Origin of the sequence: Mongoliitalea lutea (assembly GCF_014652135.1) — a bacterium.
GTDB lineage: Bacteria > Bacteroidota > Bacteroidia > Cytophagales > Cyclobacteriaceae > Mongoliitalea > Mongoliitalea lutea.
Map to the genome: position 1 here is coordinate 18,659 of NZ_BMYF01000006.1, position 15,532 is coordinate 34,190.

The window sequence follows — 15,532 nt, forward strand, 5'->3', positions numbered from 1 at the left end:
TAGCTTTTACCCAAAAGCTGTTACAATATTATTATTATTATGCGCAAATAGTTTTTAATATTTTTTTTTGAAATTACTGTTATAAATAATTTTAGTATATGTTTGAATAATCATGTAAATAAATTTTAGGAGACTTTTAATGAAATAATCATGGGTTACCCAACATCGTGATTTTTATGGCTTTTTTACGATCTAATCCTGCAAAGTCATAACTTTACAGGAATGAAATCCTTTAAAGTTATAACTTTAAGGGAATGTAATCCTCCAAAGTTATGATTTTGAGGGAATAAGTCTTAAATTTGTGTTTGAATTAGATTTTAAAAAAATTGATAGAATGAAGTTTGAACGATCCATCCAAGAGTTAATTCAGGCAAAGTTTTTCTTAGGGAAGGCGATTGTATTATTGGGGCCGAGGCAGGTGGGGAAAACGACCTTGATTGAAACCATCCTGAGAGGTAGAGAGGAGAAGTTTTTATACTTGGATGGGGATGATTCTACCGTAAGGGAAATTCTTGAGCAGGCTAATACGGAGACTTTGCGCGCCATCATTGCGGACCATAAAATAGTGTATATTGATGAAGCTCAGCGTATCAATGCAATCGGGTTGCAGTCAAAAATTATCGTGGATCAGTTCAAGCATATCCAATTGGTCCTGAGCGGATCTTCAGCATTTGAACTCAATGAAAAAATTCAAGAGCCGCTTACGGGAAGAAAGTGGACCTTTCACTTGTGGCCCATCGCTTGGCAGGAATATGAAAAAGAAGTGGGCTATTTGAAAGCGGAACAAAGTTTGGAAAACAGACTGGTTTATGGGTTTTATCCGGATGTCATTACTGATGCAACTCATGAAAAAGAGGTGCTTTTAGAGTTGACCGAAAGCTACCTATATAAAGATGTCTTGATTTACGGAAACTTAAAAAAGCCCAAATTGGTCCGAAACATCCTAGAGGCCCTGGCTTACCAAGTGGGTAATGAAGTGAAATATAAGGAACTGGGAGAAACCGTCGGTGCAGATCCAAAAACTGTCGCTTCTTACATTGATGTCTTGGAGAAAGCATTTGTAGTCTTCAGTTTATCCTCTTACAGTCGGAATCTCCGTACTGAAATTAAGACAGCTAAAAAGCTATATTTCTATGATAACGGTATAAGAAATGCTGTGATCAGGGATTTCACCCCAATGGCAGTAAGGCAAGATGTGGGAGCTTTGTGGGAAAACTTTCTAATCAGTGAGCGATTAAAAGCTAATTCGTACACTAGGAGCTTGGCGAGAACCTATTTTTGGAGAACTAAGCAGCAACAAGAGATTGATTATGTAGAGGAGCTTACAGGAAAATTTCATGCTTATGAATTTAAATGGAATCCTAAGCGAAAAGTGAATTTTCCAAAGACGTTTACAGAGGCTTATCAAAGCCAGAATCTATTAGTGAATAGAGGGAATTTTAGGGAATTTCTCAATGAATATGAAGTAATCGGATAGTCTTATTTATCTGTATTTCGAAATTTACTTTCAATTTTTTCCTTAATAATCCTTTTGTATTCTACGGAGAGGTGTGAGTCTTGGCATTCAACCCCAAATAAATCTTTTCCAAGCTCAACAGAGGATTGAAAAGCGTCATAGTTTTCTAAATACTTTTGCAAAGCATCTTGAATGATTTGTGATTTGGAAATGCCTTTTATCTCACTTATGAGATTCAGTTTTGTCTCTATTTCCTTATTTAGCCTGAGATGAAGCATGTTTTCTGTGGTTTTGGGTTAGTGTAGCGTAGTAATATCCTGCAAAGTCTCCAATGCCTGCATAACTTCCTCTTCGGAGATCTCTCCAATCTTTTCTACCAACCGCTCCTTGGATATAGAGCGGATATGGAAAACCATCATTTCGGAAGTGGCTTTTAGGTTGTTTGTGTTGTTGGGCTGTAGGATTGGGTTGCCTTGGTAATGTTTGATTTTTGTAGTCAATGGCACGGTAATTACTACATTCAGGTATTTGTTCAGCATATTGCCACTGATGATGACTACAGATCTAAATCCAGCTTGCTCAGAACCTCTTACAGGATTCAGGTCTGCATACCAAATCTCACCTTGTCTCATCTTCCAATTGCTTCAAATATTCTCCCATACCTTCTTCTGCTAAGGACAACATATCTTGATCCTTTCCGGCAGCTTGATAGGATTTTACATAAGCAACCCTTTTGAGATGATCAAGATAGAGACTCAGCGCTTTTTCTATCAGTTTGTTTTTGGGCAAGCCCAGGGTTTTTGCATACTTAGCTAGTCTTTGCACGAGCTCATCGGGGAGTGAAGTAGTGATAGTGGTCATAATTTATGTATTTTTTGTAAATATAAAATTTACATATAAATTACACAACACACTCAAAAACAATATATTCTGAAGGCCACTTGGTGGGCTCTGGTTTCTCCGAAAATAATCCAAACACCGTAGAACCTGAACCAGACATAGCAGCATAGTAGGCGCCCATCTCGTAGAGCTGCGTTTTGATTTGGGGAAGCGTTGGATGATTGGGAAAGATACTTTTTTCAAAATCATTGACCAAGTGTTCTTTCCAGGTGTGCTTATCTTTCAAAATCTCTTGAAGATCAACTGTTGGCGCTTGAGGCTTGACACCTGCGTACGCTTCTTTGGTGCCGATATGGATCGGAGGTTTGACCAAAACCAGGTAATCTCCTTGGATATTGACATCGGTTGAAGCTAAGATTTCGCCTCTTCCGGTGGCAATTTTTGGCTTATTTTCTATAAATAAAGCGCAATCACTTCCCAATTGAGCGGCGTATTCTTCTAAAAATAGGTCTTCCAAATACAACTCAAAAAGTTGGTTCATTAAAGTCAACGCAAAGGCTGCATCAGCAGACCCTCCCCCTAAGCCGGCACCCATTGGAATATTTTTATGCAAGTGGATGTGGACTTCCGGAATGTCGGGAAAATCCTTTTTCAGAAATTTATAAGCTTTTACTATCAGGTTATCTTTGGTTTCTCCCGGGATGGGTAGTCCTGTACTTTCAAAAATTGTCTTTTTGGCGGGGATCATTTCTAAAGCGTCCAACCAAGGAATAGGTACCATACAGGTTTCCAGTTCGTGATAGCCATCAGCCCGTTTGGCTGTAATGTGGAGTCCTAGGTTGATTTTGGCATTTGGAAAGCAGATCATACAAATTCTTTGTTTGAGGCTTAAAGATGCTATTTTTATGGAGATAGTGGAAGTCTGTCAGAGCTGATTTTACAAAAGAAGTTTTATTTCATAACCCTTATCAGTGATTTATAAGCGTAATAATCAGTAGAATTATGTTCAGGTATTTCATTAATCCTTATCGAAATCTTTTCAACCAATCCACTATTAATTGTAGCCTATTTACCAAATGCTTCGAAAAATTAATAAATGTTTAACGGAATCAATATTTTCATGAAAAAAATGAAATTAAAATTTTGTTTGGAAAATTCAGGTTAAGAGGCATTTTTTATGATAGAATATTTTGTTTGATGCTTTTTTATGGTTTTATATTTTGCCATAAATAATTTTGAGGCATATAAAAATTTATTTTGAATCAAAAAAAAGAAATAAAATATTGCAACTCTCGGTAATGGGCTTTAATATTGTACCATCAAATCAATAAGAACCATACCACATGTTTGAATTAGTCACTCCTCTCAGCTTTATTATTATTCTCATTTGTGATAAGTGAAGAGGCGCTAGACTATTTGACATCAACCATAGATTCGAAAGTGCCTCAGAACATGAGGCACTTTTTTTATAAACCTATTTTAACCGCGAGTAGTACAGATGAATTTGAAGAAACATAGTTGGGAAATCAGCCAAAATGAAGAACATCCCGCCGGTAAGGCCATGCTATATGCCACGGGTATGTCGGATAAACAGATGAACCAACCCTTCTTGGGAATAGCGAGTTGCGGCTATGAAAGTAACCCCTGCAACATGCACCTCAACGATTTTGCCGGTCTGATCAAAAACGCCTCTAAGGCTGATGATTTGACCGGTTTGGTTTTTAATACTATGGGAATTTCAGATGGGATATCCATGGGCACTTCAGGGATGCGTTATTCCTTGGTTTCGAGAGAGATTATTGCTGACTCTATCGAGTCTTTTATTTTGGGCCATTCTTTTGATGCCTGCATTGCGGTAGCTGGTTGCGATAAAAACATGCCGGGCGCTGTCATGGGGATGTTGCGCATCAATAGGCCTGCTATCATGGTTTACGGGGGTACAATCCGCTCTGGAAATTATAAAGGTGAAAAGTTGAACATCGTATCCGCCTTTGAAGCGTACGGCAAAAGGATTAAAGGGGAATTGTCAGACTTGGATTACCAAGGTGTAATCCAAAATGCCTGTCCAGGTGCAGGCGCCTGTGGAGGGATGTACACAGCTAATACGATGTCCTCTGCTATTGAAGCCATGGGGATGTCTTTGCCTTACTCCTCCTCAACTCCCGCCACAGCTCCTGAGAAATTAGAGGAGTGCCAAAGGGTAAGTTCTTACATCAGAATTTTGCTAGAAAAAGATATCAAGCCAAAAGATATTGTCACGTATAAAAGTTTGGAAAATGCCGTACGGGTTGCGGTAGCTTTAGGAGGCAGTACGAATGCAGTGCTGCATATTTTGGCAATTGCAAAGACAGCTGGAATCACATTTACGCTGGATGATTTTAAGCGGGTTAATTCCGAAACGCCATTGTTAGGCGACTTTAAGCCTTCCGGTAAATTTTTAATGGAAGATTTGTATCAGCAAGGTGGACTGCCGGCCTTTATGCGCTACCTATTGGATAATGGGATGTTGCATGGGGATTGTAAGACGGTAACAGGTAAAACTGTGGCTGAGAATCTGGCAGCTATTACACCTGTAGTTCCTTCTGTAGTCAATGTGATTCATCCGATTGAGCAGCCTTTGAAAGAAACTGGTCACCTATGTGTGTTGAGAGGAAATTTGGCGCCGGAAGGTTCGGTGGCTAAGATTTCAGGAAAAGAAGGTAAATCGTTTACAGGTCCTGCTAAAGTATTTGATTCTGAACTGGATGCCAATGAAGGTATCAAAAAGGGATTGGTCAATAAAGGCGAGGTAATTGTTATTCGCTACATAGGTCCTAAAGGAGGCCCTGGCATGCCGGAAATGTTAAAACCTACCTCCATGATTATCGGTGCAGGCTTAGGTGCAGATGTTGCTTTGATAACAGATGGCCGTTTTTCTGGTGGCACCCATGGCTTTGTTGTAGGGCACGTCACTCCGGAAGCTTACAGCGGTGGACCAATTGCTTTGGTAAAAGATGGGGATCAGATTACCATCGATGCGGATGCATTGGCAATTCATCTACATGTAAGTGATGAAGAACTCGCAGAACGGAAGAAATCTTGGGTCAATAAGGATCTCAGTGATTTGCAAGGTACGCTCAAAAAATATAATAAACTGGTCGCTTCTGCTTCTGAAGGTTGTATTACAGACCGCTGATTGCACACTAAAGACTAGTAAACTTACTTATAACCTATCCATCTAACTCCACCATACCATGATCAGAGGAGCCGATATCGTAGTAAAATCCCTCATAGAGGAAAATGCCGAATTTATTTTCGGATATCCTGGAGGGGCCATCATGCCAGTGTATGATGCTTTGTATGATTACAGCGATCGCATCAAGCACGTATTGACGCGACATGAACAAGGTGCCATCCATGCAGCACAGGGTTATGCCCGAGTCTCAGGTAAAGTTGGAGTGGTTTTAGCTACTTCGGGACCAGGTGCTACCAATCTGATTACTGGTTTAGCAGATGCACAGATAGATAGTACGCCTCTCGTCTGTATCACTGGCCAAGTGGCAGCTCATTTGTTGGGTACAGATGCTTTTCAGGAAACGGATGTGGTAGGTCTTTCCATGCCTGGTACCAAATGGAATATACAGGTTAGGAGAGTAGAAGACATTGCACCTGCCATTGCTAAAGCATTTTTGATTGCGAGATCAGGAAGACCGGGCCCTGTTTTGGTAGATATCACCAAAAATGCACAAGTGGAGTTTGGGGAGTATAATTATGTTCCTTGCTTAGGCGTTCGCTCTTATAGGCCCTATGTCAAAATCGATCAAAGTGCGGTGAACGCCGCAGCGGCTTTGATTGATGCGGCGGAAAAGCCCTATGTCTTGTTTGGACAAGGGGTGATTTTAGCTCAGGCAGAATCGGAATTAAAGGCTTTTTTAGATAAAACAGGAATCCCCGCAGCATCAACTTTACTCGGTTCGGGAGCTTTATCGGAAGAACATCCTAGCTACGTGGGTAAATTGGGTATGCACGGAAATTATGCCCCTAATCTATTGACCAATCAATGCGATGTCCTTATCGCTGTCGGAATGCGATTTGATGACCGGGTGACTGGGGATTTGAAACGCTATGCCAAACAAGCCAAAGTGATCCACCTCGAATTGGACCCAAGTGAAATCAATAAAAATGTTGCTTGCACGGTTGCTATTCAGGGTGACTGCAAGGATAGTTTGGCACTCCTGACTGCTGCCGTAAAGGAAAATTCCCATGAATCTTGGATGGACCGCTTCAGAGAGTTGGAAAAAGAAGAAAAAGAAGCTGTAGTCATCCATGACCTGCATGCTACTCAAGGGGGCTTGCATATGGGCGAAGTGATCCATATCATCAATAAGTTTAAAGAGGATGATGCGATTCTGGTAACGGATGTAGGACAGCATCAGATGATTGCGTGGAGATATTTTGATTACAAAACGAGTCGTACTCAGGTCACTTCGGGAGGTCTTGGCACCATGGGATTTGCTTTGCCTGCTGCCTTGGGAGCTCAGTTACACGATTATTCCAAGCAAGTGATTTGTGTGGTAGGGGATGGTGGTATTCAAATGACCATTCAGGAATTAGGAACCATTATGCAGACCAAGGCTCCGGTGAAAGTAGTCTTGCTCAACAACAACTATTTGGGAATGGTACGCCAATGGCAGCAGCTCTTTTTTGACAAGCGCTATTCCTTCACGGAATTGGAAAATCCAGATTTCATCAAAATTGCGGAAGCTTATAAAATCCAAGCGCGTAAAGTCACCGAACGGGAAGACTTAGAAGCGGCTGTTGCAGAAATGATGCTTCATCAAGGGCCATTCTTCCTAGAAGTAGTGGTGGAAAAAGAAGATAATGTATTTCCAATGATTGCCACGGGCTGCTCTGTGGAAGAAGTAAGATTAAGCTAAGCTCTATCCTCACAACACTATGAATCGCTATACCATACTTATATACACGGAAAATTTTATTGGGATTCTGAATCGAATCACAATCATTTTCACGAGAAGGGGAATCAATATTGATGCTTTGACTGCTTCTGAAAGTAGGCTAGAAGGTATCCATAAAATTACCATGGAGGTTTCTGTTACAGAACAGCAAATGGTACACCTCGCAGGCCAAATCGAGAAAATCGTAGACGTAATCAAGGCCTATTATTTCAAAGATGATGAAGTAGTCTATCAGGAAATCGCTTTGTACAAAGTTCCTACCGAAAGTTTGGATCCGGGATTGGAGAAAGTCATCCGTCAATTTAACGCCCATATTATTGCCGCAGAAAAGGAATTTGTAGTGGTGGAATTTACCGGGCACAAACAGGATACACAAGCATTACTAGAGATACTCAAACCATTCAATTTATTGGAATTTAGTAGGTCAGGCAGAGTTGCCATTGCCAAGCCTAAGTTCTCTGTTCAAGAATATTTAAATAATCAAACCTATAATCATTAACACTAACACTATGAAACTGAAATTCGGATCAGTAGAAGAAAATGTTGTCACACGAGAGGAATTTCCTTTAGAGAAGGCCAAAGAAGTATTGAAAGATGAGGTAATTGCTGTCATCGGTTATGGTGTTCAGGGGCCTGGTCAGGCATTGAATCTCAAAGACAATGGCTTCAAGGTCATCGTTGGCCAACGTAAAAATTCCAAGACTTGGGACAAAGCAGTAGCTGATGGATGGGTTCCCGGTGAGACGCTATTCGAAATCGAAGAAGCTTGCCAAAAAGGAACTATCATACAGTTTTTGCTTTCTGACGCTGGTCAGATTACCCTTTGGCCTACGGTTAAAAAGTATCTTTCTCCGGGGAAGGCCTTGTATTTCTCCCATGGATTTGGGATTACTTACAAAGAAAAAACAGGCATCATCCCTCCTGCGGATGTAGACGTGATTTTGGTCGCTCCTAAAGGTTCTGGTACTTCTTTGAGAAGAATGTTTGTGGAAGGTAGAGGCCTTAATTCATCGTATGCTATCTATCAGGATGCTACTGGAAAAGCAAAAGATCGAGTGGTTGCCTTGGGTATTGGAGTGGGTTCAGGCTATTTGTTTGAAACAGACTTCTATAGAGAAGTTACCTCTGACTTAACAGGTGAAAGAGGGACCTTGATGGGAGCTATTCAAGGAATTTTTGCAGCACAATATGAAGTGTTAAGAGCAAATGGTCATACACCTTCGGAGGCATTCAATGAGACCGTAGAAGAATTGACTCAAAGCTTGATGCCATTGGTGGCTGAAAACGGGATGGATTGGATGTATGCCAACTGTTCTACCACAGCCCAAAGAGGTGCTTTGGATTGGTGGAAGCCTTTCAGAGATGCGACCAAGCCAGTATTTGAAGAGTTGTATAACAGTGTAAAAACAGGTCAAGAAGCTCAGAAATCAATTGACTCTAACTCCAAGGCAGATTATCGTGAAAAGTTGGAAGAAGAATTGAAAGAATTGAGAGAGTCAGAAATGTGGCAGGCAGGTGCCGTCGTCAGACAATTGAGACCAGAAAATAATTAAGTATCATGAGTGAAAAGCTATGGATATTTGATACCACCCTCCGAGATGGAGAGCAGGTACCTGGTTGTCAGCTAAATACCCAGGAAAAGATAGTGGTAGCACAAGCTTTGGAAGCATTAGGGGTTGATATCATTGAGGCAGGATTTCCAATATCCAGCCCGGGGGATTTCAATTCGGTAGTGGAAATTTCAAAGGCAGTTTCTAATCCTATCATCTGTGCGCTCTCCCGTGCGGTGGAGAAGGATATCGAAGTAGCTGCTGCGGCATTGAAATATGCCAAAAAAGGGAGAATACACACGGGTATTGGTGTGTCTCCCTACCATATCCAATACAAATTGCGCTCCACACCTGAGGATATTATCGAGCGGGGAGTCAAGGCAGTAAAATTTGCCAAGCGATTTGTGGAGGATGTAGAGTTTTATGCAGAAGACGCCGGAAGGGCTGAGTTGCCATTTCTTGCTCAAATCATCGAGCAGGCCATCAAGGCCGGCGCAACTGTGGTGAATATTCCGGATACTACAGGGTATTGTCTACCCGAGCAATATGGAGCAATCATCCGCTACCTCAAGGAACATGTTTCCAATATTGATAAGGCAATTATTTCCACCCATTGTCATAACGACTTGGGAATGGCAACAGCTAATACAATAGCCGGTATTCAGCATGGAGCAAGACAGGCGGAGTTGACCATTAACGGTATCGGAGAGCGTGCAGGAAATACTTCTTTAGAAGAAGTGGTGATGGCTATCAAATGTCATCAAAGCATTCCGGTGCATACGGACATTCAAACCGAGAGAATTTACGGTACCAGCCGGTTGATTTCCAAGTTGATGAATATGCCGGTGCAGCCAAATAAGGCCATCGTTGGGAGAAATGCATTTGCCCACTCTTCGGGTATCCACCAAGATGGAGTATTGAAGCATCGGGAGAATTATGAAATCATGGATCCTAAGGAAGTGGGTGTACATGAGTCGTCCATTGTTCTGACAGCCCGTTCCGGTAGAGCAGCACTCAAACATCATTTAGATTCTTTGGGGGTAGAATTAGAGGGAGAAGCATTGAGAGAAGTTTATGAAGATTTCTTGTTATTGGCTGATAAAAAGCGTGATATAGGACCAAAAGACTTACTTGCCTTGGTTGGTAAATACTTGGATGAGTCTTCCTTCATAGAGTTGGAATCAGTTCACTATCAGTCTAATGGTTCTATCAAAGCAGAAGTTCAATTAAAGGTAGGAGATGTATCCCATAAATCGGAATCCTCTGGAAATGGTCCAGTGGATGCGGTCTTGAAGGCGATTGAAAAAATTGTACAGCCAACCTATGTTTTGGAAGAATTCCTCATTCAAGCAATCACGGCAGGTAGCGATGATGTGGCCAAGGTTCATATGCGCTTGATGCAGGGAGAGAAGCCCTATCATGGATTTGCTTCCAATCATGACATTGTCTTAGCATCGGCACAAGCATTTGTGGATGCATTAAATAAAATACCTGTCAAAGAAAAAGTGACCCAATAAATACCATGGAAAAGAAAACATTATTTGATAAAATTTGGGATGCTCATGTGGTGCGCTCTGTTCCTAATGGACCGGACGTTTTTTTTATCGATAAGCATTTTATACATGAAGTAACCAGTCCTGTTGCCTTTTTGAATTTGGAAAAAAGAGGAATAGGCGTCATGTACCCTGACAGAACGATTGCAACCCCTGATCACAATGTTCCTACAGTTGATCAGGATAAAACCATCAAAGACAAACTATCCCGTATGCAGGTAGAAAAGCTGCGTGATAACTGTAAAAAGCACGGGATTGAATTGCATGACTTGGGTTCAGCCCATCATGGCATTGTCCATGTGATTGGACCTGAATTAGGAGTGACTCAACCCGGGATGACCATTGTCTGTGGTGACTCCCATACATCTACCCACGGTGCCTTTGGAGCTATTGCATTTGGTATTGGTACCTCTGAAGTGGAGATGGTATTGGCTACGCAGTGCATTATGCAGGTGAAGCCTAAGAAAATGCGAATTACAGTAGATGGTGAATTAGGGAAAGGAGTAACATCCAAGGACATCATCCTGTACATCATATCTAAAATTTCTGCTGCCGGAGCTACAGGGTATTTTGTAGAATATGCAGGTTCTGCTATTACCAATCTCAGCATGGAAGCCCGAATGACTATTTGTAATATGAGCATTGAAATGGGGGCGAGAGGAGGACTCATTGCTCCTGATCAGACTACCTATGCTTATCTCAAAGGCAAGCGATATGCGCCACAGGGAGAAGCTTGGGAGCAGGCAGTTGCGCATTGGGAATCTTTAAAAACTGATGATGGTGCTGAGTTTGATCTAGAGTATCACTACGATGCTGCGGATATCGAACCGATGATCACTTACGGGACTAACCCTGGTATGGGGATCAAAGTCAAAGACCGAATTCCTAATGCTGATTTGCTAGAGGGAAGTAACAAAACGAGTTTCCTTAAGTCTTTGGAGTATATGGGCTTCGCTCCAGATGAACCTATCAAAGGCAAAAAAGTGGATTATGTATTTGTGGGAAGTTGTACCAATGGTCGCATAGAAGATATCCGTGCTGTTGCTGGATTTGTCAAGGGCAAGAAAAAAGCAGCTAACATCACTGCTTGGATTGTGCCGGGTTCAAGGGAGGTTGAAAAATTGGCCCATGAAGAAGGCTTGGTGAAAATCTTGGAGGAAGCAGGTTTTGAACTGCGTCAACCGGGTTGTTCGGCTTGCTTGGCAATGAATGATGATAAAATTCCTGCTGGGAAATATGCGGTCTCTACTTCCAATAGAAATTTTGAAGGAAGACAGGGACCTGGTGCAAGGACTTTATTGGCTAGTCCATTAACAGTTGCAGCAGTAGCAGTTACTGGTGTGATTGCTGATCCACGTGAAGTATTCTAAACCCCAAAGACAACATTATGCCTTACGATAAATTTAATACCTTGACCAGTACGGTAGTTCCTCTACCGGCTGAAAATGTAGATACCGATCAAATCATCCCTGCCCGTTTCCTGAAAGCAACCGAGCGGGAAGGTTTTGGAGATAACTTATTTCGTGATTGGAGATACGATGTGGAAGGAAATCCTAAACCCGATTTCGTGTTGAACAATCCTACTTACAGTGGAAAAATCCTGTTAGCCGGGAAAAATTTCGGTTCAGGTTCCAGCCGAGAACACGCAGTCTGGGCACTATATGATTATGGTTTCCGCTGTGTGGTTTCTTCCTTCTTTGCAGATATTTTCAAAAATAACTGTTTGAATATCGGAGTACTTCCGGTAACCGTTAGTGCAGGCTTTGCGCAACAATTATTCGACGCTGTAGAAGCCGATCCTAGCACAGAAATTACCGTAGACATAGCCCAACAAACCATCACACTCAATTCCACCGGAGCATCCGAAACCTTCGATATCAATGCCTACAAAAAGGAAAACATGCAGAACGGATTCGATGATATTGATTACTTGTTGAATATACAGGAAGAGATACGGGAGTTTGAGATGAAAGGATGAGGATTAGAAGCGAGATGCGAGAGATTAGACTTAAGAGTCAAGAATGAAATATGCTTGCGCGAAATAAGTTGAAATATGCCTATCGGCGAAATAATAGTGGTTTGTAAATAAGAGAATTATTCTTAGAGAAAGTGGCAAGTAATTTCAGGACGAGACATAACCAATTACTCAATCAACTAATCACTAAAATGTACCAAGTACCAAGTACGAAGAACCAAGTAGGTCTTTGTACTTCAATCACTAATCACTAATCAACTACTCACTAAATCAATTGCTCACTACTCACTGTTCACTATTCACTAATTCAAAATTCATCATTTTACATTCCTAATTTATTTATTGCTCACTGCTAACTACCAATGGGAAATCAACGAAAAATAGAAATCATGGACACCACCCTTCGGGATGGGGAACAGACCTCGGGGGTTTCCTTTTTGCCTTCTGAGAAATTACAGATTGCCAAACTCCTTTTGGAAGAACTCAATGTAGACCGCATTGAGGTGGCTTCAGCCAAAGTATCCGACGGAGAGATGGAGGGAGTGAAAAAAATTACGCAATGGGCTAAGGAAAAAGGATTGTTGGACCGGGTGGAGGTATTGGGATTTGTCGATACCCCGTCTTCTGTGGATTGGATAGTGGAAGCAGGTGGGCGCGTGATGAATTTGCTCACCAAGGGTTCTATGAACCACCTGGTGCATCAGCTACGCAAAACCCAAGACCAGCATTTTGAAGATATTCATCGCAGTGTCACATATGCCCGCTCCAAGGGTGTTACCGTAAATGTATATCTGGAGGATTGGTCTAATGGTATGCGGAATTCTATGGAGTATACCATGGATTTGATAGGCATGTTGGCGAAACTGAATGTTAGAAGGGTCATGTTGCCCGATACCTTGGGCTTGCTTTCACCTAAGGAGGTTTCTCACTTTATCAAACTCATAACTTCTGAATTCCAGGATACCCACTTTGATTTTCATGCGCACAACGATTATGATCTCTCTGTTTCTAATGTATTAGAGGCTATTTTCAGTGGCATCAGTGGTATTCATACCACCGTTAATGGCTTGGGAGAACGTGCAGGCAACGCCCCTTTAGAGTCTGTAATTGCAGTGATCAAGGACTTCACCGATTTCAAATGTAATGTACGGGAGAATAAAGTTTTCAGAGTAAGCAAGCTGGTTGAACAGTTTTCAGGTCAACATATTCCCGCTAATAAACCGGTGGTAGGAGAGAATGTCTTTACCCAAACTGCTGGGATTCATGCGGATGGGGATAATAAAAAGAATCTTTATTTCAATGATCTGATGCCGGAGCGCTTTGGAAGACAGCGCAAATATGCCCTTGGTAAGACTTCAGGTAAAGCTAACATTCTTAAAAATTTACAGGAGTTAGGGATATCCTTGGAAAAGGATGACTTAGCTAAAGTAACTCAGCGCATCATTGAATTGGGGGATAAAAAAGAACGGGTTACAACAGAGGATTTGCCTTACATTATTTCTGATGTCTTGCAGCACACCTCTATTGATCAGCATATTCATATTGAAAGTTATAATCTCAGCCATTCAAAAGGCCTACGTCCATCTGCCCAAGTAAAATTATTGGTTTATGGAGAGGCTTTCGAAGAATCAGGTACTGGCGATGGGCAGTTTGATGCGTTTATGAAAGCCATCAAGAAAATTTACAAATCCCTGAATAAAGAATTACCCAAATTGATCAACTATCAGGTGAGTATTCCCCCAGGTGGAAAAACGGATGCCTTCGTGGAAACAATCATTACTTGGGAGATGGGAAGAATATTTAAAACCAAGGGATTGGATTCGGATCAGACGGTGGCAGCTTTGAAAGCGACCGAAAAAATGCTCAATATTATGGAGCAGCTAGCTCCTTCCAAAACTACAGTTAAAACATTAGCATAAAAAACTTAGAAAATACAAGCGACTATGGAAATGAAAATCGCATTGCTGCCAGGTGACGGCATCGGACCCGAAGTCATTGCTCAGGCAGTAAAAGTTGTAAAGGCAGTAGCCGAGAATTTTGGACATGAGGTAAGTTTTGAAGAAGCACCAGTTGGTGCTGCGGCCATTGACTTGGAGGGTGACCCTTATCCTGATTCTACCCATGATGTATGTCTTCGGGCGGATGCGGTATTGTTTGGGGCTATTGGAGATCCGAAATATGACAATGATCCAAAAGCAAAAGTAAGACCTGAGCAAGGATTGCTTCGTATGCGCCAAAAGCTCGGTTTATTTGCCAATGTCAGACCTACGTTTACATTTCCTTCGTTGATCCACAAATCTCCACTAAAGTTGGAGCGAGTAGAGGGGGTTGATTTTGTATTTTTTAGAGAATTGACTGGGGGGATTTATTTTGGTGAGCCTAGAGGGAGAAACGAGCAAGGGACTAAGGCTTTTGATACCAATGTATATTCCAAAGAAGAAATAGCCCGCTTGGCCCGTATGGGTTTTGAGGCAGCTCAGAAGCGTAGAAAGCATCTAACATGTGTGGATAAGGCGAATGTATTGGCGACGTCCCGCTTGTGGAGGGAAACTGTACAGGAGATAGCTCCAGAATATCCAGATGTAAAAGTTGAATATGAATTTGTGGATGCCGTAGCGATGCGCTTGATTCAGTGGCCAAAGGCATACGATGTATTGATTACTGAAAATTTATTTGGGGATATTTTGACCGACGAGGCTTCGGTAATTTCAGGTTCTATGGGCTTAATGCCGTCTGCATCCTTGGGTGTAGAAAATAAGCTTTTTGAGCCCATTCATGGATCTTATCCACAAGCTGCGGGTAAAGATATCGCCAATCCATTGGCAACAGTGCTTTCAGCTGCTATGATGTTTGAGTATGCCTTTGGACTGAAAGCAGAAGCAGAGGCTATTGCAGCAGTTGTTAACGCATCTTTAGCAGCAGGCGTAGTAACCGAAGATATTGCAGATGGTGGCAAGGCTTACAAGACCTCGGAAGTGGGGGATTGGTTGGCTGCTAATTTATAAGGAAGTTGGATAGGGAAAACTTTTCCAAAGTTTCAAACTTTGGAAAAGTTTTTTCTAGCCCAGCCATCCATTTTTTTAATAAGAGGAAGCTCAATTACGCACAAATTACTTAGCTAAAATCTCTTCAATGGTTCAGCATTTTTTCAAATTTGCAGCAAGGAATCAAATCCTGTACTTTTGAATAAATCCAATTCCTTT

At 41.6% G+C, this 15,532-nt stretch carries 14 protein-coding genes; 10 read left to right on the forward strand and 4 right to left on the reverse strand.

What is annotated here, in order from left to right; all coding sequences use genetic code 11:
* Positions 1–334 precede the first annotated feature (334 nt).
* Positions 335–1,477 (forward strand): ATP-binding protein, encoded by a 1,143-nt coding sequence (locus tag IE080_RS06030; protein ID WP_189579564.1) that lies wholly within the window; start codon positions 335–337, stop codon positions 1,475–1,477.
* A gap of 2 nt (positions 1,478–1,479) precedes the next feature.
* Here the strand turns inward: IE080_RS06030 and IE080_RS06035 are convergent, their stop codons facing one another.
* From IE080_RS06035 to ispE, 4 genes are read right to left on the reverse strand one after another with little or no spacing between them, the layout of a single operon-like run.
* Entirely contained in the window at positions 1,480–1,734 is a 255-nt protein-coding gene (locus IE080_RS06035) for a YlcI/YnfO family protein (protein ID WP_189579565.1), read from the reverse strand.
* Between the two features lie 18 nt (positions 1,735–1,752).
* Positions 1,753–2,088 carry a type II toxin-antitoxin system PemK/MazF family toxin gene (locus IE080_RS06040; RefSeq protein ID WP_189579566.1) on the reverse strand — a complete coding sequence of 112 codons (336 nt, stop codon included), beginning with the start codon at positions 2,086–2,088 and terminating at the stop codon, positions 1,753–1,755.
* On the reverse strand, positions 2,075–2,317 hold the full coding sequence (locus tag IE080_RS06045; RefSeq protein ID WP_189579567.1) for a ribbon-helix-helix domain-containing protein: 243 nt from the start codon (positions 2,315–2,317) through the stop codon (positions 2,075–2,077). Before IE080_RS06045 ends, IE080_RS06040 begins: the two co-directional genes overlap by 14 nt.
* Before the next feature lie 40 nt (positions 2,318–2,357).
* Complete coding sequence (ispE, locus tag IE080_RS06050) at positions 2,358–3,164, reverse strand: 4-(cytidine 5'-diphospho)-2-C-methyl-D-erythritol kinase (RefSeq protein ID WP_189579568.1); 807 nt, start codon at positions 3,162–3,164, stop codon at positions 2,358–2,360.
* Between the two features lie 630 nt (positions 3,165–3,794).
* Between ispE and ilvD the strand changes: the two genes are divergently transcribed.
* The 9 genes from ilvD (at position 3,795) to leuB (ending at position 15,334) form a co-directional block, all read left to right on the forward strand.
* A complete protein-coding gene (ilvD, locus tag IE080_RS06055; protein WP_189579569.1) occupies positions 3,795–5,471 on the forward strand; it encodes a dihydroxy-acid dehydratase in 1,677 nt (558 codons plus the stop codon).
* Between the two features lie 58 nt (positions 5,472–5,529).
* The gene (ilvB, locus tag IE080_RS06060) at positions 5,530–7,212 is read left to right on the forward strand and encodes a biosynthetic-type acetolactate synthase large subunit (protein WP_189579570.1); all 1,683 of its coding nucleotides are present in this window, start codon (positions 5,530–5,532) and stop codon (positions 7,210–7,212) included.
* A 19-nt stretch (positions 7,213–7,231) separates the two neighbouring features.
* The gene (gene ilvN / locus IE080_RS06065) at positions 7,232–7,750 is read left to right on the forward strand and encodes an acetolactate synthase small subunit (RefSeq protein ID WP_189579571.1); all 519 of its coding nucleotides are present in this window, start codon (positions 7,232–7,234) and stop codon (positions 7,748–7,750) included.
* A gap of 10 nt (positions 7,751–7,760) precedes the next feature.
* On the forward strand, positions 7,761–8,804 hold the full coding sequence (gene ilvC, locus IE080_RS06070; RefSeq protein ID WP_189579572.1) for a ketol-acid reductoisomerase: 1,044 nt from the start codon (positions 7,761–7,763) through the stop codon (positions 8,802–8,804).
* Between the two features lie 5 nt (positions 8,805–8,809).
* Positions 8,810–10,318, forward strand: a complete 1,509-nt coding sequence (locus tag IE080_RS06075) for a 2-isopropylmalate synthase (RefSeq protein ID WP_189579573.1) — start codon at positions 8,810–8,812, stop codon at positions 10,316–10,318.
* Between the two features lie 5 nt (positions 10,319–10,323).
* Positions 10,324–11,724 carry a 3-isopropylmalate dehydratase large subunit gene (gene leuC, locus IE080_RS06080; protein WP_189579574.1) on the forward strand — a complete coding sequence of 467 codons (1,401 nt, stop codon included), beginning with the start codon at positions 10,324–10,326 and terminating at the stop codon, positions 11,722–11,724.
* A gap of 17 nt (positions 11,725–11,741) precedes the next feature.
* Complete coding sequence (gene leuD / locus IE080_RS06085) at positions 11,742–12,332, forward strand: 3-isopropylmalate dehydratase small subunit (RefSeq protein ID WP_189579575.1); 591 nt, start codon at positions 11,742–11,744, stop codon at positions 12,330–12,332.
* Positions 12,333–12,691: 359 nt separating this feature from the next.
* Positions 12,692–14,248, forward strand: a complete 1,557-nt coding sequence (locus IE080_RS06090) for a hydroxymethylglutaryl-CoA lyase-like TIM-barrel protein (protein WP_189579576.1) — start codon at positions 12,692–12,694, stop codon at positions 14,246–14,248.
* A gap of 24 nt (positions 14,249–14,272) precedes the next feature.
* The gene (leuB, locus tag IE080_RS06095; RefSeq protein WP_189579577.1) at positions 14,273–15,334 is read left to right on the forward strand and encodes a 3-isopropylmalate dehydrogenase; all 1,062 of its coding nucleotides are present in this window, start codon (positions 14,273–14,275) and stop codon (positions 15,332–15,334) included.
* The last annotated feature ends 198 nt before the right edge of the window (positions 15,335–15,532 follow it).